Consider the following 23123-nt stretch of genomic DNA (forward strand, 5'->3'; position numbering starts at 1 on the left):
TGCGCCCTGTTTTGTTCCCGGCGGGTTGTCTATATTTCCGGCTGGGTCCGGATGAACAGATGAATGACGGATTGAACGAGGGTGTGGTTGGCGATACCGCGAAGCTGATGATGCATCGGCTGATCGTGCGGAGGCTTCGCCGCGACCCATCTTTGGTCGAAAAGGCCAAGGCAGCTCATGCCCGTCAGGCCGACCAATTCACCGATTGGCCTTTCGTACGCGAGTGGCAGGAGTTGCTTGCTCTTCCGACTGGGGAACTTGCGATGAAACTGATCAGTCGCGATCGCGAGATGGTCAAATTGCGCAATTCGTCGCCATTCTTTCTCACCGAAGGCGTTCATTTTGGAGATTACGACATGCGGGTCCGGCTCCGGAGAGCTGCAAGACGAATCGTCGAACGCGGCTTGAATACTCAAATTTCTTCTGATTGAGATCTGTGATGGCTGAAGGTGGCCCAGTACGCGATTTCGAGGATTTGCTTCGAGTCGTCAGAGCCCTGGCCTTCGCATTTGACGGATACGGTGTACATCGTGGGCAGTCAGGCGATACTGGCTTCCATGTCCGATGCGCCTGAGGCGACGAGGCAATCGCCGGAAATCGACGCTTTTCCAGCAAACGCAAAAGTCTGGGAAATGACGGAGGCCAAGCACACGCGCGACGGTGTGCAGCCCATTGCGTCTGAACACATCGACGGCCTTTTTGGATCTGAAAGCCAGTTCCACCGCACGCATGGTTTCTACATCGATGGCGTCGATGAGACGACGGCTAAGCTCCCGAGAGGTTGGCTGAACCGGGCGGTCAGGGTGCAAACTGAAGTCGCGGGACGGACGGTGACCGGCGTGGCGCCTGCGCTGGAAGACCTCGTCGTGTCAAAACTCGCCAGGTTGGATGAGAGGGACCAGAGGTTCGTCAGCGCGATCCATGGGACGCGTCCTTTGGACCTGGAGCTGATTGAGCAAATGATACGTAAGACCGATCTTGATCCTGCCGTAGCTGAGCGAGCGATCGCCTATGTCAGAAGCCTTGCGTCCGGAGGCTAGTCTTTTCCTGCGGTTACCCTCTGTTTCGCTTTACCTTGATTCAGATTGTGAGTTTCCAGCCCATCTACGCGCCGTTATGACTACGGCCTGATCGCCATACGAGCGCGCGCCATGCATTCCGTTGCCCTGCTGACCGCCAGCTACGCCAAGGATATCGAGCGCTTTTCGCTGCTCAGCGAGAGCATCGACACCTGGTTGACCGGTTACACGCGGCATTATGTTCTCGTTAACGATGAGGATCTGCCGCTGTTCGCGCAGTTCGCTTCCGACAAGCGTGTCATCGTTCCGGCCTCGCGCTATTTGCCGAAATGGCTGTGGGCGCTGCCGCCGGCTCTGCAGTTCATCAGCAAACGGCGCGTCTGGCTGTCGCTGCTGTCGTCACCCGTTCATGGCTGGCACATCCAGCAGATCCTCAAGATCGCCGGCGTCCTCAACGCGCCCGAGCAGCGCGTCTGCATCCTGGATTCGGACAATCTGTTCTTCCGCGAATTCGACGTCGGCCAGTATGCCGGCGGCGAGAAGACGCCGCTGTTCGTCGCGCGCAACGGGATCGACGCCGCCCACCCTTTGCATGTCCTGTGGCTCCGCACCGTCGATCAGCTCCTTGGCATCAAGGACAGGTCCTTCCCCGCGGACGACTATGTCGGCAACGCACTGGTGTGGGACAAGGACACCGCGCGCGCGATGACCGACGCGATCAAGTCGGCGACGGGATTGAACTGGGTTCTGGCGCTGTGCCGGAAGAAGAAGTTCTCGGAATATCTCATGTACGGCCATTTCGTCGCGAACGCGCCCGCGCATCTGGCCACTCATCGGGTCACCGAGGACAGCATCGCGGTCTCGCATTGGGATGACACGCGCCTCGACCGCCCGGCCATCGAAGCGATGATGCGCGCCGCTTCGCCCGACCAGGTGGCGCTCTGCATCCAGTCTTATTCGTCGACCTCGATCGACGACATCCGCGACGTGTTCCGCCTCAGCTCACGCGACCGTCGCGGTCCGAGCCTTTCGCCCGATCACATGGGCGACGAGGCTCAGTTCGAAGTGCCGAAAGCTCGCTAGACCTTAAGCGTCCCTCGTGAACTTGTTGATCACGTTCATGAACGGCTTCGGCTTGAACTCGCCGTCGAGCGGCAGAGGACGGTTCGGCTGCTTGTCGGCCCGGGCAAAGGTGCCGTTGATCCAGCTATAGCGGTCCGAGAGGCCCCAGGTCAGGATCGAGCGCACCGGTCCGCTGGTCGAGATCGCGGTGAGGAGATCGTCAACGCGCTTGGCGACGATGGCATCGCGCTCCGCTGGCGTCCCCGTCAGCTTCTGGTCGTCGACATCGAGCTCGGTGACATACACCTCGAGGCCCCATGCGCGCAGCTCGGTGACGAATTCGGCCAGCCCATGCGTGTCGATCTCGAGCTCGGCATGCAGATGCGATTGCATTCCCACGGCGTGCAGCGGCACGCCCTGGTCGAGCAGCTCCATGATGAGTTGGCGGTAGGCCGCGCGCTTCGCGATGAACGTGTCCTTGGCCGACTCGATGTCATATTCGTTGATCGCGAGCTTGACGAAGGGATCGGCCGCGGCCGCCGTACGAAACGCCAGCGGAATCCAGCGATTGCCCAGATGCTGCGTCCAGAACGAGTCGCGCCGGTCTTTTGGACTGCGCGGATTGTCGGGGATCGGCTCGTTGACGACGTCCCACGACGTCAGCTTGTCCTTGTAATAGGAGACGACGGTGCCGATGTGGTCGACATAGGCGCGCTCGACGCCCTTGGTATCCTTGATCTGCTTGGTCCAGTCCGGAATGTCGTGATACCAGGCGAGCGCGTGGCCGCGCATCGTCAGGTCGTTCTGCCGGGCGAAATCCAGGATCGCGTCGGCACGTTCGAAGGCAAAGGTGTGCGCGTCCGGACGCAGCATCGGCCATTTCAGCTCGAGCACCGGAACCACCTGCGTGCAATACGTGCTGATGGCTTCGCCGAGCCTGGGATCGGCTTGCAGATCCCAGAGCGTGGCCGCGGCACCAAATCCCTGATAGCGCTGGGCGAGTTTCGACGCCGGCGCTGCGGATGCCGATGCGGCTGCCGTGAGTGCTGCGGCGCTGCCGAGGAGAAATTCGCGTCTGTCGAGCCTGGTCACGGCATTCCTTAATCGCACCAACGCGCCATCGTACCAAGCGACGCCTTGCAACGCCGGGGTTTCCCGTCGTTGGGTTAACTTTGCCATCTGCGAAATCACGGTTCCTTTCGGTGGCCGTGCCCCGTCAGGGAAGGGCAAATTTAACGCTAACCCGCGAAAGCGGCCTCAAAGCCGCATTCGCCGCCCGATCTCCAGACTTATGTGACATTCTTGAGAGATGCTGCGGCGCAATTCGTTCGCCCCGCCATGGTCCAATTGATGAACGGCCGTCACACTCGCAACAATGTTGCCGGTCCCGTGCTCGCATGCTGAACCGCCATTTCTCGATTTATCTCGTCGCCTACATCCTGCCTGCGGCGGTGGGCTTCTTTGCCGTCACGGCCTACACGCGGCTGCTGACGCCGGCGGAGTACGGCGTCTATGTCGTCGGCATCAGCCTGGCCGGCATTCTAGGCGCGATCTTCTTCGCCTGGATCAAGCTCTCGGTGTCGCGCTATCAGGCGATGTCGGCCGAGGTGGATTTTCGCGGCACCGCAATGGTCGCCTTCGCGCTCACCGTCGCCGTCCTCTGCGCCACCACGCCGCTGGTCTTCCTGTTCCGCAGTGATCTCAGCGTTGGGCTGCTGCTTGCCAGCATGTTCGTTGCGATCATGGCGAATGCCGTCGATGTCGGCCAGGAGTTCGAGCGCGCAAGACTGCGCCCTTACAGGTTCGCGGCGATCTCGATCGTGCGCAGCGTGTCGAGCGTCGGCTTCGGCCTGCTCGGCATCTGGCTCGGCTGGGGTGGACTGGGCCTGCTCGCCGCATTCGGCCTGGGTTCGCTCGCGGGGATCATCCTGAACCTCGTTGGTGACCGCACCCGGATTGCGCGTTTTCAGCGCAGCCAGTTCGTGCAGCTCGCGCGCTACGGCCTGCCGCTGACGCTGGCCGGATTGTCCGTCGCGGTCTACTCGGCCTGCGACCGCCTCATCGTGGCATATTTGCTCGGCAAGGACGCCGCCGGCATCTTTGGCGTCGCCGCCGATCTGCCGCGACAGTTCATGGTCATGATTGCCTCCAGCGTCGCTGCGGCAACAGTGCCGCTGGTGTTCCGGTCATTGTCGGAGAAAAACAACGAGACGACGCGGGAGCGGCTGACGGAGAGCCTCGAACTTCTGCTCGTCGTGGTCGCGCCCGTCGCCGTCTGGCTCGCGCTCGCAGCCGACCAGGTTGCCGGCACGCTCGTCGGCGTCGACTTCCGCGCCGGGGTGTCGGCATTGCTGCCGATCCTGGTGCTCGCGCGGTTGTTCGGCATCGCCAATCAATTCTACGTGCAGATTAGCTTCCAGCTTGCCGAGCGGCCGTTCATGCTGGCGGCGCAGTCGTTCCTGACGCTGGTCGTCAGCGTGGCGCTGATGTTCGTGCTGGTGGCCGGCCATGGCCTCTACGGCGCGGCGCTGGCAACGCTTGCGACCGAAGCGATCGGCTTCCTCGTTGCCGTCGCCCTGATGCATCGCGCCCATCCGGTCCCGTTCGACCTCCACCGCCTCGCCGGCGTTGCCGTCTCCGCCGCGGCGATGGCGGCTGCGATTCTCGTGGCACGATCCCAGGTCAATGGCATCGGCCTCGTCCCGCTCATGGTTGTGAGCCTTGCCGGCGGCCTCGCTTATGTCGCCGCAGCGTGGTTGCTGAACGTCGCAAATGTCCGGACGCTGTCGTTGCGTTTCCTGCGAACCTTCAATCGGAAGGCGTTAGGCGTTTAGCCGCGGCGTCTGACGAGGCTCGTCCTCACCGTCTGAAGCCCTGAAAGCGCCGCTTGACTTGGCGATGGCTCGGTTTCGACCGGAAGCGGTCCAGGTGGTGGGCGATTTTGTTGCATCCTTGGCCATAACCGTGCTTCTTGGGCCGCATGTCGGGAGCAGAGCAGATATGACCCAAGGAATACCGGAAATCCGCGCATCGGCGCAGTTGCTTGCCCGCTATCGCGAGCCCGACAATGCGCGGGGTGTCCTTGAACTGGCGATTACGGCGATACCGTTCGTCGTCATCTGGGCTCTGATCTGGGCCGCTCTTGACCAGGGCTATTGGTTGGCCCTCCTGCTGGAGGTGCCCGCGGCGGGTTTGCTGGTCCGCCTCTTCATGATCCAGCACGATTGCGGACACGGCTCTTTCTTCCGCGGCCGCGTTGCGAACGATTGGGTCGGCCGTGCCCTCGGCGTGATGACACTGACGCCATACGGCTACTGGCGGCGCAACCATGCAGGCCATCATGCGAACTCCGGCAATCTCGATCAAAGAGGGTTGGGCGACATCGACACGTTGACCACGCGTGAATTTCTCGGGCGGTCTCGATGGCGTCGGACGCTGTATCGCTTGTATCGACATCCCCTGGTGATGTTTGGCGTCGGCCCCTCGTATTTGTTCATCTTGAAGCACCGATTGCCGGTGGGGATGATGCGTCGCGGCTGGAAACCCTGGCTGAGCACGATGGGCACGAACATCGCCCTCGCGGTTCTCGTCGTCACGATGATCCAGCTGGTCGGCTATGGGCCGTTCCTGCTCGTGCATCTGCCGATCATTGTTCTGGCGGCGTCGATCGGTGTCTGGCTGTTCTACGTCCAGCATCAGTTCGAGCACACGCACTGGGCCCACGACGAGACCTGGAATTTTCACGACGCCGCGCTGCACGGCAGCTCTCACTACCAACTGCCGGCTGTCTTGCGATGGTTCACGGCAAATATCGGCGTCCACCACATCCATCATTTGTCCAGTCGAATTCCCTACTATCGCTTGCAGGACGTGTTGCGCGACAATCCGCAGTTCGCTGGTGTCGGGCGGATTACGCTGCTCCAGAGTTTGCGGACCGTGCGGCTGACCTTGTGGGACGAGGAGCGGCAGCGGCTCGTCTCCTTTGGAGAGGCGGCCTTGTTTGGAAAGGGAGCCAAGCTTGTTTGAAAAGGCAGCCTTGACCCCAGCGGTTTCGCTTACGCCGCCCCCGCGCGGCCGCCGAATGGCGTGAATCCGCGCGATCGGAAGGCGATGGGCGTTCAGCGCCCGTTCAAGGTGGCCCGCCGTCCGACGCCGGGCGCTGGCAGCCGTGTCACCGCCCCCGGTCATTCTGTCGCAGCGATAGACCGCCAGCTTCGGCCGCGCGCCGCCCTTCCGCCTGCGTCAACCGTCGTATATGAGATTTATCGCTGGAACGTGCCGAATGTCGCCACAGACGGAACGTAAGGCGGCTGCGATTTCTTAATTCAATGATCGCAATCTGATCAATGACCGGCGGACTGGCAATTTCGACCGAGGATGGCATGAGAAACCTGATGACAACGGCGCAATCCACCGTGGCGATGCGGCGTTGGGGGCCTCCCGGAATTGTGACCTTGGCGGCGATGCTCGCCTTTGCGGCCGTGGGCCCGGCCAATGCGGCCAAGCAGGCGCGCCAGCCGGCCGAGGCGGTGGCGCCGCGCGAGGCCGGCGAACCGATCATGGCGATCGTCTCGATCAAGAGCCAGCAGGTCACCTTCTACGACGCCGAGGGCTGGATTTTTCGCGCGCCGGTGTCCACCGGCACGACGGGACGCGAGACGCCGGCCGGCGTCTTCGCCATCGTCGAGAAGGACAAGGACCACCACTCGACCATGTATGACGACGCCTGGATGCCGAACATGCAGCGCATCACCTGGAACGGCATCGCGCTGCATGGCGGGCCGCTGCCCGGCTATGCCGCTTCGCATGGCTGCGTGCGGATGCCGTTCGGCTTCGCGGAGGGCCTGTTCGACAAGACCAACATCGGGATGCGGGTGATCATCTCGCCGAACGACGCGGCTCCGATCGACATCGTTCATCCCGCACTGTTCATGCCGAAGCGGGACGCCATTGCCGCGGCGCCGGGCCAAATCGGCAGGCTCTCCGGCGAGGCCGAGGAGGCCACAAGGGCGGCCGACGAGGCCAAGAAGGCCGCGACTTTGGCCGCGAAAGAGGCGGCTTCGCTGCCGGCGTCGTTGCGCAAGCTGGAACAGCAGAAGACCCGCGCTGACGCCGAACTCGCCTTCGCCGACAAGCAGCTCGCGGCCGCCAAGACCGATCAGGCCCGCGCCAAGGCCGAGGAGCTGAAGCAGAAGGCCGCCATCAAGGCTGCCGACGCGGCGACGCAGCTCGATGCCGCCAAGGCCGCCGCACAGCCGAAGCGCGATGCGGTCGCTGCCACGAAAGAGGCCGCCAAGGCGGCAGCGGCCAGGAAGGCCGACGCCGTGAAGGCTGCGACCGACGCAAAACTCGCGCTCGAACCGGTCTCGGTCTACATCAGCCGCGCGACGCAGAAGCTCTATGTGCGGCGGAACACGCACAAGCCGGCACCGGACGGCGGCGGCGAGGTGTTCGACACCAGCATCGAGGTTCCCGTCACGATCCGCAATCCCGACCAGCCGCTCGGCACGCATATCTTCACGGCGATGGCGAAGAACGATATGGGCCTGCGCTGGAGCGTGGTCACGATCGAAGACGGCGACAACGCCAAGAGCGCGCTCGATCGCATCACCATCCCGCAGGAGGTGCTCGATCGCATCGCGCCGACCGCATTGCCGCGGTCCTCGATCATCATCTCGGACGAGCCGCTGAGCAGCGAGACCAACTACCGCACCGAGTTCGTCGCGGTGCTGAGCAATCAGCCCCAGGGCGGTTTCATCACGCGCAAGCCGACCGCGCCTCCGATGGCCATGGCGAGCGACGACGGCTGGGACAATGGCGGCAACGGTTTCGGCTTCTTCTTCCAGCGCGACCCGAACCCGCAGCCCGTCAATCCGCGCCGGCGTGGCCAGTATCAATACTATCAGCCGGCACAGCCGATGCAGCGGGGCTTCTGGTAGGAGGCGGGCTGATCGAAGTCCGTCACTACCGCGCCTCGATCACGATAGCCTGGATCTTGCCCTCGATCGGTCCGGACCCATGGCGCGTTCGGATCGCCTCGGCAACGATGTCGGTCGCAGCCTGAAGCTTGCTGGCATCGCGTGCCTCGATCTCGCTGCGTAGCGGCGTGCCCTGGCAGAGCGCGATCGCAGCGTGCTCAGGCGACGGCGCGCGGCTTATTTCAGCGCGCGTTTCGATCGATATGTCACGGAAGCCTGCGCGTTCGAGGTCGGTTCTGATGACCGCCTTGTCGTGATAGCCGTGCGGCGTCCGGGCCATGAAACGGGGCGGGTCGTCGGGAAACAGCTTTTCGAGTGCGACAGTTGCTTCATGCGTCAGCACATTGTCTTCGATGCGATCCCAGACGTTGAACACGAACGTGCCGCCATCCTTCAGGACGCGCTTCACTTCCCCGTAAGCCTTGACGCGGTCCGGAAAGAACATGGCGCCGAACTGGCAGCAGACCACGTCGAATTCGGCATCGTCGAAGGGCAGGGCCGATCCGTCGGCCTGGCGCCACGAGATGCGATCGTCGTCTGCCTGACGCTGCGCCGCGACGGCGAGCATGGGCTCGTTGAGGTCGGTCGCGACATAACGGACGCCAGGCGGCAGCGCCGCCGCGACCGCGCGCGTCACGGCGCCGGTGCCTGCCGCGATCTCGAGCAGCACGGAGGGGGACCGGGCCGCGACACGTCTTGCGATGTCGTCGGCGTAAACGGCGAAGATCAGGGGTACCAGATATTCGTCGTAGAGCTTTGGGATCGAGCCGGCGAAAACCTTGTCAGTGTTGGACATGCTTGCCTCGCTGAAGGTTCGGACACGAGGCTCACGTTACCATGGATTGCCGTCTCCCGCGCCAGCAGCGCGGTGAACCCGGACCGTTCCTGCATCGCCTTGCGGGCCGCCGGCGTCATCGGCCCCCACCGACCTCACGGATCGGCCGCGTGCCGTCCCAGTTGGCCGCAGCCTGCCGGACCTTCTCGAAGAACGGCCCCTTGGTGCCGCTGATGTCGGAGATCTCTATCACGGTGCCCGGATGGGCCTGGGTGTCGAAATAGGCAAAGCGGCCCTTGTCGCCGCCGATCTGGCCCTCGTGGCCGATCCTGTAGCCGAGCCCGAGCGCCCTGTCGTAGAGCGCCTGGTAGTCGTGGCTCCAGTAGGACATGTGCTGGAGGCCTTCGTGGCCGGACTCGAGGAATTCCCTGTACAGCGAGGGTGCGTCGTTGCGCTGCTGGATCAGCTCGATCTGGAGGTCGCCGGAATTGGCCAGCGCGATGCTCATCTCGACGGCGGAGTTTTCGCCGCGATGGCGAAACCAGTCGGTCTTGACGCGGTCCATGTAGTACCACGGACCGACGCCCATCACCTCGATCCAGTGCTTCATCGCGGCGTGGATGTCCCGCACCACATATCCGTTCTGGCGCACCGCGCCGAAGATGCGGCTCATAGCGGCGCCCCCGTTGTCACCTCGTTCACCTGATCTCGATTCACTTCACTTCACTTCAATGCCCGCGTCCTTGGCAACCTGCTTCCAGGCCGCGATGTCGCGGGCGTTGATGTCACGCTGCTCGTCGCCCGGCACGAATTGCGGCGTGATGCCGAGCCCCAGCAGCTTCTCCTTCACCTCGGCATCGGCGAGCGCGTCCTTCAGTGCCGCCGACAGCTTTCTTGCGATCGGCTCTGCGAGGCCCGCAGGCGCATACATCGCCCAGGACAGGCTGCGGTCGAACGGCACGCCCTGTTCCTTGTAGCTTGCGACATCCGGCAGGCTCGGCGAGCGCTCGCCGCAGGCGGCCAGCGCCTTGATCGAGCCGTCCTTCACCAGCGGCGTCGCGGTCGCCATGTCGAGGGTCGCCAGCGAGATGTGGCCGCCGAGCAGATCGCCGGCGAGTTTTGCGATGCCGTTGAACGGCACGTGATCCATCTTGATTCCGGTCTGCTGCATCAGGATTTCCGCGCAGAATTGTCCGGTCGAGCCCACGCCCCAGCTTCCGTACTGGATCGGCTCACCCTTCTTGGCCAGCGCGATCAGGCCCTTGATGTCGTTGGCGGCGAAATCCTTGGTCGCCACCAGCATGATCGAGGACGTGCCGATGCGCCCGATCGTGGTGAAGTCCTTGATCGAATCGTAAGGCAGTTTCGGATAGATCGCCGGCGCCAGCACATGCGTGGTCATGCCGCCGACAGTGATGGTGTAGCCGTCATTCGCGGACGCTGCGACCATCTGGGTGCCGAGCGTGCCGGCAGCCCCGGTGTGGTTCTCGATATAGACGCTCTGTCCGAGCGTCTTGCCCATCCTGTCGCCGAGCAGTCGTCCGATCACGTCGCCGCCGCCACCGGCCGCATAAGGCAGCAGCATCCTGATCTTGTGCGTGGGATAGGCGGCTGGGTCCTCGGCGCGCGCAGGCAGCATTGCCGAGGACGTTACGACCAATGACAATGTTGCGGCGCGCAGCAGACGAAAATGGACGAAGCGCGCCATGACCTAGTCTCCCCAGATTGCTCTCCGCTTCTTCTGGGAGCGGAGTTGAAGCGCAAGACCGAACGAGCGATCGTGCTGACGGTTGACTAGCGAACGATCGTTCGTTAGTCAAGCCGCATGGCTGTTCACACCACCAGCGCGGCGGAAGCGGCTGCGCCCACGACCCGCGCGCGCATCCTTACCGAGGCGCTCGATCTGTTCGCGCACAGCGGCTATGGCGGCGCCTCGATGCGCGAGCTCGCGCGTCGCGTCGGCATTCGCGAGAGCAGCCTCTACAATCACTTCGCGGGCAAGGCCGCGATCCTCGAGGCGATCGTCAGCGAGCACGGTCCGGCCAGTTCGGCGAGCCGGCTGGAGGAGCCGCGCTACAAGCAGCTCGCGCGCCAGCCGGCCGCGTTCTGCCGGCAGTTTGCATTGGATCTCGTCGAGCAATGGTCCGACCCGCGCGAGCACCAGTTCCAGAAAGTCATCACCGCCGAGCGCAATCGCGTGCCCGGCATCCGCGCCAAATTCGCCGATCATTTTTACGCGCGCGAGCAGAGCATGATGACGGATTATTTCCGCGGCTTTGCGCTTGCCGGTCTGGTCTCGACGCCGGATCCGCGCGAGACCGCGCGGCTGTTCGCGGCCGGGCTGATCTACATCCGTCTCGAGCATTACGTGATGGGCGCGGCACCGTCGCCGCGGCCGAAGGTGATCGAGGCGATCGATCGCTATCTCGCCTTCTTCCTGTCGCTGATCGCGGCGGATGGTGGCACAAACGACAACAAGAAACGAAAAGCCAAGGGAGAGACTCGTGGCAAGGCTGCCCCTGATTGATCCGGAGACCACCAGCGGCGACATCCGCGCCTCGTTCGACCGCATGCCGGTCAAGCTGAATATTTTCCGCATGATGGCCCATGCCGAGGCCAACATGATTCCGGCGATGCGGCTCGGCAATTCGATCCTGCACAAGCAGAAGCTCAGTGCGGTCAATCGCGAGCTCCTGATCCTCCAGGCCGCCCAGCTCGAAGGCGGCGCCTACGAGTGGCGCCAGCACGTGCCGATCGCGCTCGGGGTCGGCTGCACGCAAGCCCAGATCGATGCGGTCGAGCGCGCCGACTACGATGCCGCCGGCTTGGGCGAGGCCGAGCGCGCGCTGCTGAAATTCGGCCGCGAAGTGGTCGAGAACGTCCGCGTTCCCGAGGCGATCTTCGCCGCCATGCGCGAGCATTTCAGCGACCAGGAGATCGTCGAATCCATCGTCGCGCTCGGCTTCTATATGATGATGGCGCGTGTCACCGAGGCAACCGAGACCGATCTCGATCCGGCAGCCGGCATGAAGGTCTATGACGGCGGCAAGACATAGGCGGCGCGCATGTCCGAGAATTCCGAGACCAGACCGGAGCGCTATGTCCGCCCGCCGAGTGCGGAATCGCTGGGCGAAGCGCCGGGCAGGGGGCGCCTTAGGGGCCGCCGCATCCTGATCGTCGGCGGTGGCCAGCGCGTGTTCGATGCCGCCACCGATCCGATCGGCAACGGCCGCGCCATGAGCATTCTGTGCGCGCGTGAGGGCGCCAAGGTCGCGGTCGCCGACCTCAATCGAACCTCGGCCGAGCACACCGTCAAGCGCATCACCGACGAAGGCGGCGAAGCCTTTGCGATTGCTGCCGACGTCACGTCGGAGGCCGAAATCCTGCGCATGATCGACGAGGCGCATCGCGCCATGGGCGGGCTCGACGGCATGGTGCTCAACATCGGCACCTTCGGCAAGGTCGGGCTCGACGCCGTCAGCCCCGAGGAGTGGAATGCGATCTACGATGTCAATGTTCGCGGGCCGATGCTGTGCTGCCGCGCGGGCCTGCCGAAATTCGACAACGGCGGATCGATCGTCTTCATCTCCTCGATCGCCGCGCTGAAAGCCGGCTCGCAGATGGCGGTGTATGATTCCTCGAAGGCCGCTCTCGGCGGCCTGATGCGCAACATCGCCCATCTCGGATCGCGCCGCGGCATTCGCGCCAACCTGGTCTATCCCGGCCTCGTCGATACCCCGAACGGCCGCGAGGCCGGCGCCGGCCGACCCAACCGTGGCAAGGGCCATGTCCCGTTCGGCCGCCAGGCCACCGCCTGGGAAATCGCCTATGCCGTGCTGTTCTTCCTCTCGGACGAGAGCGTCTACGTCACCGCGCAGACGCTCGCGGTCGATAGCGGATTGAGCGGGATGTGAGACGGCGCCTCGCGCCTATGGCCGGGGGCCGCGCGCTCGGCAGATCAGGTGGTCCAGCGAGACCCAGCCCGGTCCGTAGGCCATGATGCCGAGCGCCATCGCCGCCCAGGTGATGTGGATCGGCCAGCCGTCGGGCACGGTCAGCTCGACGATGACGGTCATGAACAGCAGTCCGAGCGCCGCAAACCGCGTGCCGAGGCCGAGCAGGAGCAGGATCGGGAACATGATCTCTCCGCATCCGGAGAGGAACGCCATCACGGTCGGCGCCGGATAGTGATAGGGCCCGCCCGGCAGATGCAGCATGAACTCGTCGCTGAATAACGTCACGGCAGTGTCGTTGAGCCTGAGGAAGCCTGCCCATTTGAGCATGCCGGAACGCCAGAACGGCACCGCCAGCGCGACGCGGAGCACGAGTTGGACGAGCGACGGCGAGGCGATGGTCTGCACCAGATGATTGGCCTTGTCGACGAGCAGCCCGAGAGAGGGCAGGCCGCCACCCGCCTGCATGCGTTGGTCCGTGATCATCAGACGTCTCCGAAAGCGATTGAGGTGAAGGCGCCCGCCTCGATCAGGCCGGTGATGTTCGAAGCGAGGTCGAAGTCGGCCGCCGCGTCCAGCGCGCGTGCGGCGGCCTCGCCGAGCGGCCGACCCGACATCAGGCTGCTCGCGAATGTGGCTCCGCCCCGCGGCAGGTGCCGGACCACGACATCGAATTCGGCGCGGGTGACCAACGCGTCCTCCGGTGTCGCAGCGTCGATGCGCCCGACCGGCGACGTATCGCGGTTGGCGGAAAATATCGTCACCGCCGCGAATTGCGACCGCACGATTGCCGTCGCCGGGTGCGGTATGAGGACGAGGTCGCCCAGCCGCTCCGGCGCAACCGCGGCAAGCTGCCCCGGCGACAGCGGTGCGGCGTCGGCGGCGTGATAGGCATCGAGCCAGGCCCGCTCGATGCGGGCGACATCTGCGAGCCACGGCATCATCTGCGCATGTTCATATTGCGCAATGAAGGCCGGGAAGTCGTGGCCGTAGTCGAACAGCAGCGGTGAGATCGGTGGCGTCTGGCGAACATGGAAGCGCGCCATGGCACGGAAGAAGTCGATGCCGGTGATGCGCTGCACCGCCGGATAGATCGCGGCGAGCGCGTCGATCAGGCTGACCGTGACGTTGTTGCGGTAGACGTCGTAGCGCTTGCCAGGTGCCTTGCCGTTCGGACCGGTCACGATCTCAGGCGCAGGGCGCACCGGGTCCAGCAGCGCCGGTGCAAAGGCTGCGGCAAAGCAAAGGTCAGGCTCAGGCGGCATGACGATCTCCCGTCAGCCCGACCGGGCGGCAACGATCGAGGATCGCCTGCGCAGCGGCCGCCTCCGCTTGCAGGACCGCCCAGTCCGGGATCTTGCTGTCCCACTCGATCAGCGTCGGCACGCCGCCGCGGCGCCGGACGACGATCTCGTACAGCTTCCACACGGCGTCCGCGACCGGGCCGTCATGGCTGTCGATCAGCAGCAGGTCGCCTTCGTCGTCGGCCTGCGCGGCATGGCCGGCGAGATGAATCTCCCCGACGCGGGCCAGCGGAAAGTCCGCGAGATAGTCGAGTGCTGAGAAGCCGTGATTGGTCGCTGATACGAATACATTGTTGATGTCGAGCAGCAGCCCGCAGCCGGTCCGTTCGGCAACAGTGCGGATGAAATCGGTTTCGCTCATCGAGGATTCGCGAAAGGCGACATAAGTCGACGGGTTTTCCAGCAGCAGCGGTCGGCGGATCGCGTCCTGCACCTGATCGATGTGATCGCAGACGTTTCGGAGCGTTGCTGCGGTGTAGGGCAGCGGCAACAGATCGTTGAAGAAGCTGCTCTCATGCGTCGACCAGGCGAGATGCTCCGATACCAGCGCGGGCTGGTAACGCGCCACCAGTGCGCGAAAGCGGGCCAGATGGGTCTTGTCGAGCGGCTGTGGTCCGCCGATCGACATGCACACGCCATGCAGCGAGACGGGATGGTCGCGGCGGATCGCTTCCAGCGCGCGGTGCGGCGGTCCGCCTGCGCCCATGTAGTTCTCGGCATGGACCTCGAAGAAGCCGCGCTGTGGTTTCGCGCCCAGGATCGCATGAAGGTGTTCGGGCTTGAAGCTCGTCCCGGCGACGCCGCCGATCGGCGCGGAATAGCGGAGGGGCACCGCAGACATGTCAGGCGCGATTGCCGTCGTCATGGTTTCTCTCCGCTCTTCCGTGTCGTGGTGGTCGCGACGCAGCGCGTCAGACCGGCTTGAGCGAGCCCTTCTTGCCGCCCGGCAGCTCGATGCTGGTGCAGGTGCCGCCCTGGACGAATTTCCAGGCATTGCCCTGGAAGTCGGCGGTCGAGGTGCCCTGGCAGGTCGTGCCCGGTCCGGCGGCGCAATCGTTCTGGCCCTTCAGTGCGACGCCGAAGCACTTTTCCTTCTTGGCGGCGACGGCCGCGTCGCCCTCGGCCTTGGTCAGCGGAGCAGCAGCGGCCAGGGTCGCCAGTGCGGTCGACATGGCGCCGGCGAGAACGAGCGTGGTCACGGCAAGTTTGGCAGACATTGAAGTTTCTCCTGTTCGAGATGGCATCGCCTGGCAGGCGAAGAGCGCCTTGTTCGTTCGCCTCGCAGCCGGCTCGCGTTACCGATCGAGCAGGTCACGAGTTCGTGAGGCCGTTAAATGGGCGCACGGGCTGTGCGCTTGGATCGGATTAGCGGGTGACGGGCCGGTCAATCCAATGCCTAGTCTCTATCGAGACCTTAGCCGGAGAGCATTGGCGGCGGCACGCGGTGCCTGCCACAGGTAACGAATGCATGCGCGCTGCGTAGAGCGGTAACAGGAGGTGGCCAGTCGCCGCTTTGCCGGAGAACGGAAACAGCGATGAACGTCGATCCCGGACGGCACCTGCGCGCGCTCGCGAAGCTGACGGTCAGCATTCGGCTCGCCGTCTCGGCGCTGGTCCTGACCGCGATCCTTTTGACCGCGGCTCTCTCCAGCCTGTTGTGGTGGCGCACGGCAGAGGCGGCGAGCCGGCAGCTCGCATCGACCATCAACGAGCAGATCGTGGCCGCTGTCCGCAAGGAGGTCGCCGCGATCGTGGACGAGGCGCGTGCGGCCCACACCGCCATTCGAACGCTGTTCTTGCAGAACGTGCTCGACACCCGCGAGGCCGACAAGCGCGAATTCGTATTCCTGTCGCAACTGCAATCGCAGGCGACGATCTCCTGGGTCGCCTTTGGCTGGCCCGACGGGACCTTCTTCGCCGCGCACAAGCTCGGCGACCGCCGCCTGGAGATGATGGAGATCTCGCTGACCGATCATGCCGGCCAGCGCCGCATCGACGAATACGAGGTGGTGCCCGGCGACATCGAATTCGCCAATCGCCGTTTCGAGCCGACCGATTTTCGTGTCGCCGATCGCACCTGGTTCAAGACCGGGTTGGCGGCCGGGGAGCCGGAGTGGTTCAAGGTCATGGACCATCCGACCGGCGAGCGGCCCTCGATTACCTTTGCCGGTCCGATCGATGTCTACCAGGAGCGGCAAGGCGTCCTCGCCATCGTCATCGAATACACCCGGCTCGCGCGCTTCCTGTCGCAGCTTGAGGTCGGGCGCACCGGAACGGCTTTCATCATCGACGGCAGCGGCGAGCTGATCGCGGCGCCCGACAAGGACGCCGACGAGCTGCACGCTGCGAAGGGCGATACGACGCTGCTGCCGCTGGCGCGGATGGCACTCGTGAAGGCGGGCGAGGATGGCCGCAAGGAAGCCTGGCGAAGTCGGCTGACATCGGCTGGCGGCGCTTACGAAGTGGCGCTCACGCCGCTGCCGTTTCCCGGCTGGTCGCTCGCAACCGTGATCCCCGAGGCCGAGTTCCTCGGTCCGGTCGAGACGACATTGCGCCGCCTGATCCTCGGCCTTGGCATCGGCGCCGTGCTCGCAGCATTGGCCTCGGCGATGCTGGCGCGTTCCGTCATCGCCGCACCGCTGTCGCGCGTCGTCGGCGAGCTGCGCCATGTCGAAGCCTTCGCGCTGGAGCAGGTCCGCCGCCATCCGTCGCGGCTCAAGGAGATCGCGAGCCTGTCCGGCGCGATCGCCGAGATGGCGGCCGGCCTTTCAGCGTTTCGCAAGTTTATTCCGGCCGATCTGGTCCGCTCACTGTTGCGACAGGGCGTCGAGGCAAGGCCCGGTGGCAGCATGCAGGAGCTCAGCGTGATGTTCGTCGACATCGCCGGCTTCACCGGGCTGTCCGAGCGGCTGGGCGACCGTGTCGTGCCGCTGTTGTCGCGCTATCTCGACCTCGCCTCCGAGGCCGTCGTCGCCAATGGCGGCACCATCGACAAGTTCATCGGCGACGCCGTCATGGCGTTCTGGGGCGCGCCGCAGCCGCAGGCCGACCACGCGCTACGCTGCTGCCGTGCGGCGCTCGGCTGTTGCAGGGCGATCGCGGCGTCCGGCCTTGCCGACGATCTCGGCCACCCGCTCCAGATCCGGATCGGGATCAACTCCGGCCGCATGCTGGTCGGCAATATCGGTTCCGAGCTGCGCCTGAATTACACCGTGATCGGCGATGCCGTGAACGTCGCGAGCCGCCTCGAGGGCGCCAACAAATCCTACGGCACGCAGATCCTCATTGGCGAAGCGACCGAACGTCTCGCACGCGGCGCCATCGTCACGCGCGAGATCGACAGCATCGCCGTGTATGGACGTGAGGAGGGCTTTGCGGTCTACGAATTGATCGGACTTGCCGGGGAGAGCGGCGGGGACAGGCTTGATTGGATCGTCCGCTATGAACAGGGCCTCGCCAACTACCGCGGGCGCCATTTTGCGGCTGCACTCGCTGATTTCGAAGCCGTGCTGAATATGCGTGGCCCGGATCGTCCGGCCGAACTGATGCGCGATCGCTGCCGGCAGTTGGTTGAGAGCGCGCCTGATGTTGCGTGGCGCCCGGTCGCGGCACTGACGACGAAGTAGTCGCAAAAGATTGGCGTGCTGACGGACGAGAGCTGGCTACGATTCCCGCTGCATGATACGTAACTGACACCCGCCCTCTCGCGCTCCCGGACCACCTCAATTCATGAAAACCACACTGCTGAAATCCGAGGACTATACCCGCTCGCCCTGGAAGAACGGCGGCGGCATCTTCACCGATATCGCGGATGCCCATCGCGCTGAGTCCAATGTGAAGGATTGGGACAGCCTGCTGTGGCGCTTCGCGGCCACGCCGATCGTGGCACCCGGGCCGTTCTCCCATATGCCCGGCATCGACCGTTTGCAAATGGTGGTCGGCGGCCGCGGGCTGGTGCTGAAATCGCCCACCCAGGAATTCGACGAGCGCGAGCCGTTCACGACGGTGCGCTTCACCGGCGAGCTCGAGATCGTCACCAGGCTCGAGGAAGGGCCAGTCGAGGTGGTGAATTTGATGGGCCGGCGCGGTGCGGTGGCGCTTGAGCTCGAAGCGCTTAAGGCGCCCGGTGAGCGGCGATTGTCCGCTGGCACGCATCTAATTTATGCGGCGCGCGGCGACTGCGGCATCCGTCTCGACGGCACGGATTTTTCGATTTCGCACGAGAACACGTTGAAGGTCGAACTGACGGGGGCGTCGACGCTTGCGCTTGTGTCGGGGCTGGCCGTGCTGAGCTCTATTCAAATCGTCGGCTGAACCGCGTTCCCGCCGCCGGAGCGGTGCGCACAATCCGTGCAACTGGCTAGGTTGACGCCGTCGCGCCGGAGCACGATATCTGCCCTGATGCAGCCGCTGCCCAGAGCACGATATGGGTAGCCACGATATGAACGGGCAGATATGACCTCGCGAGACAAGAACGGCACGCTATCCGACGGCGTCGTCGATTGGCTGATCAACGGCACGCGCGACGAGCGCTTCATCGACAAGATCTTTGCCGAGATGTGCATCCGGCTTCAGCAGGCCGGCATTCCGCTGGCGCGGTCGACGGTTCACGTGCTGATCCAGCATCCGCAATGGCTGGGCGCCCGCTTCATGTGGGCCGACGGTATGCGCGAGGCGGAGATTGCGCGGGTCGACTACGACGTCCGCGAGCGGTCCGAATACATCGGCAGTCCCGCCAATGAAATGTTCGACGGCGCAACCGAGGTGCGCGAGAATCTCGAGCGCGACCCCTCGCTCGGCCGCAAGCACGCGCTCTATCGCGAGATGCGCGCGCAGGGCCTGACCGACTATGTGGCCTGGCCGCTCTATCATACGCTCGGCAAGCGCCATCTCGTCACCTTCGCGACCAACCAGCCCGGCGGTTTCGACGACGCCCATGTCGCCGCCCTCAAGAACATATTGCCGGTGCTGGCGCTGGTCAGCGAGATCCGCATCAAAAATCGCCTGGCGCGAACGCTGCTCGAGACCTATGTCGGCTCCCATGCCGGCGAGCTGATCCTGGCCGGCGCCACGCGGCGCGGCACCGGCACGACGGTGCGCGCCGCGATCATGATCTGCGATCTGCGCGAGTTCACCAAGATTTCCGACAATTGGCCGCGCGACGACGTCATCGATCTGCTCAACGACTATTTCGACGCGATGTCGGAGCCGATCGCGCGGCATGGCGGCGAGATCCTGAAATTCATCGGTGACGGCCTGCTCGCCATCTTTCCGCTGAGCGAGCCCAATGCCGGTGCAAACCTGCTGCATGCCGTGACCGAAGCCCGTCAGGCCATGATCGCGTTGAACGCGCGCAACGACGGCACCGGCCGCGCGCCGCTGAACTACGGCATCGGCGTCCATGTCGGCGACGTCATGTACGGCAATATCGGATCGTCCACCCGGCTCGACTTCACCGTGATCGGTCCCGCCGTCAACATGGCCTCGCGACTCGAAGCCTTGACCAAGCAATTGGGAAAGACGGTGCTGCTGTCACGCGACTTCGCCGATCTCGTCGGCGGCCAGTTCGATCTGGAGCGCGTTGGCGAGCACGGAGTGCGCGGCTTCAGCGAGCCGATCGAGCTGTTTGCGTATCAGGGGTGAGGCAAGGACCATCACTGTTTCGATCCGGTCCAGCTTCCGACACATCCATCGGATCGCTGGAACGTACCGGAGCCGCTGCGGCCTGAAAATCGCCCGGACATGGTCCAACTCAGGCTTCCGGCGGCACCGACGCCGGAGGTGGAGCCGTTCGGACTGACTTGGGCGGTGCCGTACTGTCCCACCAGCTTGCCGCCGGTGATGACCACCGTGTCGGTGGAGGTGCCGCAGGACGCGCCGACACTGGTCAGCACCCATGCTCCGTCGAGATTGCCGCCTCCGCCGCTCTTTTGCGGCGCGCGGCGCGGCTCGTCGTCCGCGGGCTTGCCGCGTCGTGCCGGCTTCGAAGGCTCGGTTGCCCGCGGCGTCCCGCGCGAACCGGACAGCGATTTTTCGTCATTGCCGATGCTGCCGCCGGCGCTCCCCGACTGCGCGCGCGCCATGTCTGGCAAGGCGACGATTGCGAGTGTGGCTGACAACAGGGCGGCTTCACAAAAAGCGCGAAAATGGCTTTGCATATTGCACTGGTTTCAAATGAACAGGTGTTGACGGCGGATCGTATTGCCAATGCGCGAGTGTGTCACTACGCTTGACCCTGGGTAGCCCAAACGTTGCTTCGATCGGCCGCACGTTCATGCCAAAATTCCTCCGCATCGGAATCCATCAGTCGAACGTATCGGGTTACACGTCGAAGGCGTGGTGCGTCCGGCGCGTCGGCACGGCGATCCTCCTGAAATGGGGTGCCGTGGAGGTCCAGGGCGCCGGTGACGGACGAAAGGTCTACTGGACCCGTCTGCCGCAGGAGAAGACCATTCGCTGCGGCAGCGCGCAGCGGGCCCAGGACTACGCCAAGGCCGCGATCGCGCGGCGCCGCAACCATCGCTATGAACCGCTGACCGGCGCGATCGTGCTCCGGCGCCGACCGACCGCGGGCAACACCGAACTCAAGCGAGCGCTCGCCACGATCCTGATCGTCGATATCGTCGGCTCCACCGCAAAAGCCGCAAAGCTCGGCGATGTCCGCTGGACCAAGATCATGGGCCATTATTACGCGGCGGTCCGCAAGGAGCTGAAGAGCTCGCGCGGCAAGGAAGTCACGACCACGGGCGACGGCGTGCTGGCGACGTTCAAGACGCCGGCCGCCGGAATCAATTGCGCGACCGCGATCCAGAAGGCCGTGCGTACGCTCGGCCTCGAGATCAGGGTTGGCCTGCATGCCGGCGAATACACCGTGAGCGGCACTGAGGCGGTCGGCCTCGCCTTCCACATCGGCACCCGCGTCGCCGCAAAGGCGCGCGCCGGCGAGGTGTTGGTGTCGAGTGTGGTGAAGGAGCTGATGACGACGCAGTCCGAGATCCGCTTCAGGGATCACGGCGTGCACCAGCTGAAGGGCGTGCCGGAGCGATGGCGGCTGTGGCGGGTGGAGGGCTGAGGCGATTGGGCGGGCCGCATCCACGCCCTCATCTCATCTGGACGACGATTTTCCCCTTGGCCCGTCCCTTTTCGAGATAGGCCAGTGCCTCTTTCGCCTGTTCGAACGGAAAGACCTTGTCGATCACCGGCCGGATGCGCTCGGCCTTGAGAAGCTCGCCGATCTCGGCGAGTTGGTTGCCGTCCGGGTGCACGAACACGAACGAATAGTCCGCGCCGATTTTGCCGGCTTGGCGAATGATCTTGCGGCTCAGCCATCCGAACAGGAACACCATGACGAAGTTCATGCCCCGGGCGCGCGCGAACGCGGCGTCCGGCGGCCCGACCAGCGAAGCAATCCTGCTCCCCCGCTTCAGGATCCGAAGCGATGTCTCGACCGCGTCGCCCCTGAGCGTACCCAGCACCGCGTCGTAATCCCGCAGCACCGCCTCGAATTGCTGGGTCTTGTAGTCGATCACCTCGTCGGCGCCGAGGCTGCGCACCAGATCGATATTGCCGGTACTGGTGGTCGTCCCCACTTTTGCTCCGAGATATTTCGCGAACTGGATCGCAAACGTGCCGATCCCGCCGGCGCCCGCGGGAATGAACACCTTCTGGCCTGGCTTGAGACGTATGTGCTCGCTAAGAGCTTGCCATGATGTCAGGCCGACCATCGGGATCGAGGCCGCCTGCACGAAGTCCAGATTCGGCGGCTTGAGCGCGGCGGCATCCTCCGGCACGATCGCGAATTCGGCGAGAGCGCCGGTACCGAGATCGAAGATGCTGGCAAAGACGGCATCGCCGGGCTTGAAGCGGGTCACGCCGTTTCCGACCTCGACGACGATGCCCGCGAGATCGCTGCCCAGCGTGGCCGGCAGCTGAAACTTGAGGATCGGCTTGAACGTCCCTTTCGGAATCATGTTGTCGATCGGGTTCAAGCCCGCGGCGTGAACCTGGACCAGGATTTCGTTCGGCTTCGGCGTCGGCCGCGGGATCTCGGCCAACGCGATCTGGTCCGGCTTGCCGTAGCGCTTGAAGACGAGGGCTTTCATTTTTTCTCTCGGTCCGGAGATTCTTCGCGACGGCAAGCTTGCGGCTGGCCGCGCGCCTTCAGAAAGCCCGCGCGGTGCGGGCGGGCTGCGGCGCCCCCGTCGCATCGAGCCGCAAATCCTTTCGAAGCCCGGCATCCACCAGGGCTGCGGGCGCAAACCGGCGCAGAAACCGCAGGCGCTTCGCAAGGCTGCCGGCCGCGTATTTGAGTTGCGGGCGCGCCGCGCTCGCGGCCTTCAGCACGGTCTCGGCCACCACGCCGGGCTGTTCGGCCGTCGCCATCACCTCGTTCACCCGCTTGGTCACGCCGGCGCGCGCCTCGCGATATTCGTCGAGCGTGGCATCGGGCTCCATGAAGTTCGCGTCGAACGGCGTCTTGGTGTAGGCGGGCTCGACCACGGAGACCCGGATGCCCCGCGTGCGCAGTTCATGGTCGAGCGATTCCGAATAGCCCGCCACCGCGTGCTTGGTCGCGGCATAGAGCGCGCCGTAAGGCATCGGCAGAAAGCCGAGCACCGAGCCGATATTGATGATGCGGCCATTACCCTGGCGGCGCATGTGCGGCACGACGGCGCGCGTCATCCGGATCAGGCCGAAGAAGTTCGTCTCGAAAATCGCGCGCGCCTGCTCCATCGAGCTCTCTTCCGCGCCGGCAGGCGCAACGCCGAAGCCAGCATTGTTCACCAGCAGGTCGATGCGGCCCTCGCGCCGGATCAACTCGCCGACGGCGGCTTCCACCGATGCATCGTTGGTGACGTCGAGGGCCAGCATCTCGAAGGCCTGCTTGCCCCCCTGTGCGCCCCGCCTGCTGGTGCCGAACACCTTGTAGCCGGCGTTGGCGAGCCGCTCCGCCGTGGCCTGGCCGATGCCTGAGGAGGCGCCGGTCACCAGCGCGATCTTCGGTGTAATCCTGTTCATAATGCCTCTCCGAC

24 protein-coding genes are annotated in these 23123 nt (G+C 64.6%); 13 read left to right on the forward strand and 11 right to left on the reverse strand.

Annotated features, from left to right (window positions below; all coding sequences use genetic code 11):
• The first annotated feature begins 59 nt into the window (after window positions 1–59).
• The 3 genes from AC0L20_RS20540 to AC0L20_RS20550 all read left to right on the forward strand — a co-directional run bounded on the left by AC0L20_RS20540 (window position 60) and on the right by AC0L20_RS20550 (window position 2102).
• Window positions 60–431 (forward strand): hypothetical protein, encoded by a 372-nt coding sequence (locus AC0L20_RS20540; RefSeq protein ID WP_473291474.1) that lies wholly within the window; start codon window positions 60–62, stop codon window positions 429–431.
• Window positions 432–557: 126 nt separating this feature from the next.
• Entirely contained in the window at window positions 558–1040 is a 483-nt protein-coding gene (locus tag AC0L20_RS20545; RefSeq protein WP_473291476.1) for a DUF6036 family nucleotidyltransferase, read from the forward strand.
• Between the two features lie 111 nt (window positions 1041–1151).
• Window positions 1152–2102 (forward strand): DUF6492 family protein, encoded by a 951-nt coding sequence (locus tag AC0L20_RS20550; protein WP_473291478.1) that lies wholly within the window; start codon window positions 1152–1154, stop codon window positions 2100–2102.
• Between the two features lie 3 nt (window positions 2103–2105).
• On the opposite strand, the gene AC0L20_RS20555 is transcribed toward AC0L20_RS20550, so the two are convergent.
• On the reverse strand, window positions 2106–3173 hold the full coding sequence (locus tag AC0L20_RS20555) for an endo-1,4-beta-xylanase (RefSeq protein ID WP_473291480.1): 1068 nt from the start codon (window positions 3171–3173) through the stop codon (window positions 2106–2108).
• A 305-nt stretch (window positions 3174–3478) separates the two neighbouring features.
• Here AC0L20_RS20555 and AC0L20_RS20560 point away from each other — a divergent pair, with 305 nt between their 5' ends.
• From AC0L20_RS20560 to AC0L20_RS20570, 3 genes are all read left to right on the forward strand, one after another.
• Entirely contained in the window at window positions 3479–4915 is a 1437-nt protein-coding gene (locus AC0L20_RS20560; RefSeq protein ID WP_473291482.1) for a lipopolysaccharide biosynthesis protein, read from the forward strand.
• 166 nt (window positions 4916–5081) lie between these two features.
• On the forward strand, window positions 5082–6107 hold the full coding sequence (locus tag AC0L20_RS20565) for a fatty acid desaturase (RefSeq protein WP_473291827.1): 1026 nt from the start codon (window positions 5082–5084) through the stop codon (window positions 6105–6107).
• Between the two features lie 356 nt (window positions 6108–6463).
• Window positions 6464–8020, forward strand: a complete 1557-nt coding sequence (locus AC0L20_RS20570; protein WP_473291485.1) for a L,D-transpeptidase family protein — start codon at window positions 6464–6466, stop codon at window positions 8018–8020.
• A 25-nt stretch (window positions 8021–8045) separates the two neighbouring features.
• On the opposite strand, the gene AC0L20_RS20575 is transcribed toward AC0L20_RS20570, so the two are convergent.
• The 3 genes from AC0L20_RS20575 to AC0L20_RS20585 form a co-directional block, all read right to left on the reverse strand.
• Window positions 8046–8855, reverse strand: a complete 810-nt coding sequence (locus tag AC0L20_RS20575; RefSeq protein ID WP_473291487.1) for a class I SAM-dependent methyltransferase — start codon at window positions 8853–8855, stop codon at window positions 8046–8048.
• Between the two features lie 115 nt (window positions 8856–8970).
• Window positions 8971–9507, reverse strand: a complete 537-nt coding sequence (locus AC0L20_RS20580; protein ID WP_473291492.1) for a VOC family protein — start codon at window positions 9505–9507, stop codon at window positions 8971–8973.
• A 45-nt stretch (window positions 9508–9552) separates the two neighbouring features.
• Complete coding sequence (locus AC0L20_RS20585; RefSeq protein WP_473291495.1) at window positions 9553–10542, reverse strand: Bug family tripartite tricarboxylate transporter substrate binding protein; 990 nt, start codon at window positions 10540–10542, stop codon at window positions 9553–9555.
• Between the two features lie 117 nt (window positions 10543–10659).
• On the opposite strand from AC0L20_RS20585, the gene AC0L20_RS20590 reads away from it, so the two are divergent.
• From AC0L20_RS20590 to AC0L20_RS20600, 3 genes are read left to right on the forward strand one after another with little or no spacing between them, the layout of a single operon-like run.
• On the forward strand, window positions 10660–11361 hold the full coding sequence (locus AC0L20_RS20590; protein ID WP_473291498.1) for a TetR/AcrR family transcriptional regulator: 702 nt from the start codon (window positions 10660–10662) through the stop codon (window positions 11359–11361).
• Window positions 11339–11890 (forward strand): carboxymuconolactone decarboxylase family protein, encoded by a 552-nt coding sequence (locus tag AC0L20_RS20595; protein WP_473291502.1) that lies wholly within the window; start codon window positions 11339–11341, stop codon window positions 11888–11890. Before AC0L20_RS20590 ends, AC0L20_RS20595 begins: the two co-directional genes overlap by 23 nt.
• Window positions 11891–11899: 9 nt before the next feature.
• Window positions 11900–12748, forward strand: a complete 849-nt coding sequence (locus AC0L20_RS20600) for an SDR family NAD(P)-dependent oxidoreductase (protein WP_473291505.1) — start codon at window positions 11900–11902, stop codon at window positions 12746–12748.
• Between the two features lie 15 nt (window positions 12749–12763).
• Here the strand turns inward: AC0L20_RS20600 and AC0L20_RS20605 are convergent, their stop codons facing one another.
• From AC0L20_RS20605 to AC0L20_RS20620, 4 genes are read right to left on the reverse strand one after another with little or no spacing between them, the layout of a single operon-like run.
• The gene (locus tag AC0L20_RS20605) at window positions 12764–13273 is read right to left on the reverse strand and encodes a DoxX family protein (RefSeq protein ID WP_473291509.1); all 510 of its coding nucleotides are present in this window, start codon (window positions 13271–13273) and stop codon (window positions 12764–12766) included.
• Complete coding sequence (locus AC0L20_RS20610; RefSeq protein WP_473291513.1) at window positions 13273–14052, reverse strand: HvfC/BufC N-terminal domain-containing protein; 780 nt, start codon at window positions 14050–14052, stop codon at window positions 13273–13275. The genes AC0L20_RS20605 and AC0L20_RS20610 overlap by 1 nt, the downstream gene beginning before the upstream one ends.
• On the reverse strand, window positions 14042–14956 hold the full coding sequence (gene bufB, locus AC0L20_RS20615; RefSeq protein ID WP_473291515.1) for an MNIO family bufferin maturase: 915 nt from the start codon (window positions 14954–14956) through the stop codon (window positions 14042–14044). The genes AC0L20_RS20610 and bufB overlap by 11 nt, the downstream gene beginning before the upstream one ends.
• Window positions 14957–15002: 46 nt before the next feature.
• Complete coding sequence (locus tag AC0L20_RS20620) at window positions 15003–15308, reverse strand: BufA1 family periplasmic bufferin-type metallophore (RefSeq protein ID WP_456765912.1); 306 nt, start codon at window positions 15306–15308, stop codon at window positions 15003–15005.
• A gap of 318 nt (window positions 15309–15626) precedes the next feature.
• Between AC0L20_RS20620 and AC0L20_RS20625 the strand changes: the two genes are divergently transcribed.
• The 3 genes from AC0L20_RS20625 to AC0L20_RS20635 all read left to right on the forward strand — a co-directional run bounded on the left by AC0L20_RS20625 (window position 15627) and on the right by AC0L20_RS20635 (window position 19734).
• Window positions 15627–17717 carry an adenylate/guanylate cyclase domain-containing protein gene (locus AC0L20_RS20625; RefSeq protein WP_473291518.1) on the forward strand — a complete coding sequence of 697 codons (2091 nt, stop codon included), beginning with the start codon at window positions 15627–15629 and terminating at the stop codon, window positions 17715–17717.
• A 103-nt stretch (window positions 17718–17820) separates the two neighbouring features.
• Window positions 17821–18405 carry a HutD/Ves family protein gene (locus AC0L20_RS20630; RefSeq protein WP_027568154.1) on the forward strand — a complete coding sequence of 195 codons (585 nt, stop codon included), beginning with the start codon at window positions 17821–17823 and terminating at the stop codon, window positions 18403–18405.
• A 141-nt stretch (window positions 18406–18546) separates the two neighbouring features.
• The gene (locus AC0L20_RS20635) at window positions 18547–19734 is read left to right on the forward strand and encodes an adenylate/guanylate cyclase domain-containing protein (RefSeq protein WP_473291521.1); all 1188 of its coding nucleotides are present in this window, start codon (window positions 18547–18549) and stop codon (window positions 19732–19734) included.
• A gap of 11 nt (window positions 19735–19745) precedes the next feature.
• Here the strand turns inward: AC0L20_RS20635 and AC0L20_RS20640 are convergent, their stop codons facing one another.
• Window positions 19746–20249: a hypothetical protein gene (locus AC0L20_RS20640; RefSeq protein ID WP_473291524.1), complete on the reverse strand. Its 504-nt coding sequence runs from the start codon at window positions 20247–20249 to the stop codon at window positions 19746–19748.
• Between the two features lie 116 nt (window positions 20250–20365).
• Between AC0L20_RS20640 and AC0L20_RS20645 the strand changes: the two genes are divergently transcribed.
• The gene (locus tag AC0L20_RS20645) at window positions 20366–21163 is read left to right on the forward strand and encodes an adenylate/guanylate cyclase domain-containing protein (RefSeq protein WP_473291526.1); all 798 of its coding nucleotides are present in this window, start codon (window positions 20366–20368) and stop codon (window positions 21161–21163) included.
• 28 nt (window positions 21164–21191) lie between these two features.
• Here the strand turns inward: AC0L20_RS20645 and AC0L20_RS20650 are convergent, their stop codons facing one another.
• On the reverse strand, window positions 21192–22193 hold the full coding sequence (locus AC0L20_RS20650) for an NADP-dependent oxidoreductase (protein ID WP_473291528.1): 1002 nt from the start codon (window positions 22191–22193) through the stop codon (window positions 21192–21194).
• Between the two features lie 58 nt (window positions 22194–22251).
• The gene (locus tag AC0L20_RS20655) at window positions 22252–23109 is read right to left on the reverse strand and encodes an oxidoreductase (protein WP_473291531.1); all 858 of its coding nucleotides are present in this window, start codon (window positions 23107–23109) and stop codon (window positions 22252–22254) included.
• Between the last annotated feature and the right edge of the window lie 14 nt (window positions 23110–23123).

Source organism: Bradyrhizobium sp. Kon58, from assembly GCF_055807455.1.

Coding starts and splice junctions, on each gene's coding strand:
- AC0L20_RS20585 (WP_473291495.1), bottom strand. CDS start 10,542: ATGGCGCGCTTCGTCCATTTTCGTCTGCTGCGCGCCGCAACATTGTCA.
- AC0L20_RS20590 (WP_473291498.1), top strand. CDS start 10,660: ATGGCTGTTCACACCACCAGCGCGGCGGAAGCGGCTGCGCCCACGACC.
- AC0L20_RS20540 (WP_473291474.1), top strand. CDS start 60: ATGAATGACGGATTGAACGAGGGTGTGGTTGGCGATACCGCGAAGCTG.
- AC0L20_RS20645 (WP_473291526.1), top strand. CDS start 20,366: ATGCCAAAATTCCTCCGCATCGGAATCCATCAGTCGAACGTATCGGGT.
- AC0L20_RS20640 (WP_473291524.1), bottom strand. CDS start 20,249: ATGCAAAGCCATTTTCGCGCTTTTTGTGAAGCCGCCCTGTTGTCAGCC.
- AC0L20_RS20625 (WP_473291518.1), top strand. CDS start 15,627: ATGAACGTCGATCCCGGACGGCACCTGCGCGCGCTCGCGAAGCTGACG.
- AC0L20_RS20655 (WP_473291531.1), bottom strand. CDS start 23,109: ATGAACAGGATTACACCGAAGATCGCGCTGGTGACCGGCGCCTCCTCA.
- AC0L20_RS20600 (WP_473291505.1), top strand. CDS start 11,900: ATGTCCGAGAATTCCGAGACCAGACCGGAGCGCTATGTCCGCCCGCCG.
- AC0L20_RS20610 (WP_473291513.1), bottom strand. CDS start 14,052: ATGCCGCCTGAGCCTGACCTTTGCTTTGCCGCAGCCTTTGCACCGGCG.
- AC0L20_RS20635 (WP_473291521.1), top strand. CDS start 18,547: ATGACCTCGCGAGACAAGAACGGCACGCTATCCGACGGCGTCGTCGAT.
- bufB (WP_473291515.1), bottom strand. CDS start 14,956: ATGACGACGGCAATCGCGCCTGACATGTCTGCGGTGCCCCTCCGCTAT.
- AC0L20_RS20565 (WP_473291827.1), top strand. CDS start 5,082: ATGACCCAAGGAATACCGGAAATCCGCGCATCGGCGCAGTTGCTTGCC.
- AC0L20_RS20630 (WP_027568154.1), top strand. CDS start 17,821: ATGAAAACCACACTGCTGAAATCCGAGGACTATACCCGCTCGCCCTGG.
- AC0L20_RS20575 (WP_473291487.1), bottom strand. CDS start 8,855: ATGTCCAACACTGACAAGGTTTTCGCCGGCTCGATCCCAAAGCTCTAC.
- AC0L20_RS20560 (WP_473291482.1), top strand. CDS start 3,479: ATGCTGAACCGCCATTTCTCGATTTATCTCGTCGCCTACATCCTGCCT.
- AC0L20_RS20550 (WP_473291478.1), top strand. CDS start 1,152: ATGCATTCCGTTGCCCTGCTGACCGCCAGCTACGCCAAGGATATCGAG.
- AC0L20_RS20545 (WP_473291476.1), top strand. CDS start 558: ATGTCCGATGCGCCTGAGGCGACGAGGCAATCGCCGGAAATCGACGCT.
- AC0L20_RS20650 (WP_473291528.1), bottom strand. CDS start 22,193: ATGAAAGCCCTCGTCTTCAAGCGCTACGGCAAGCCGGACCAGATCGCG.
- AC0L20_RS20620 (WP_456765912.1), bottom strand. CDS start 15,308: ATGTCTGCCAAACTTGCCGTGACCACGCTCGTTCTCGCCGGCGCCATG.
- AC0L20_RS20605 (WP_473291509.1), bottom strand. CDS start 13,273: ATGATCACGGACCAACGCATGCAGGCGGGTGGCGGCCTGCCCTCTCTC.
- AC0L20_RS20580 (WP_473291492.1), bottom strand. CDS start 9,507: ATGAGCCGCATCTTCGGCGCGGTGCGCCAGAACGGATATGTGGTGCGG.
- AC0L20_RS20570 (WP_473291485.1), top strand. CDS start 6,464: ATGAGAAACCTGATGACAACGGCGCAATCCACCGTGGCGATGCGGCGT.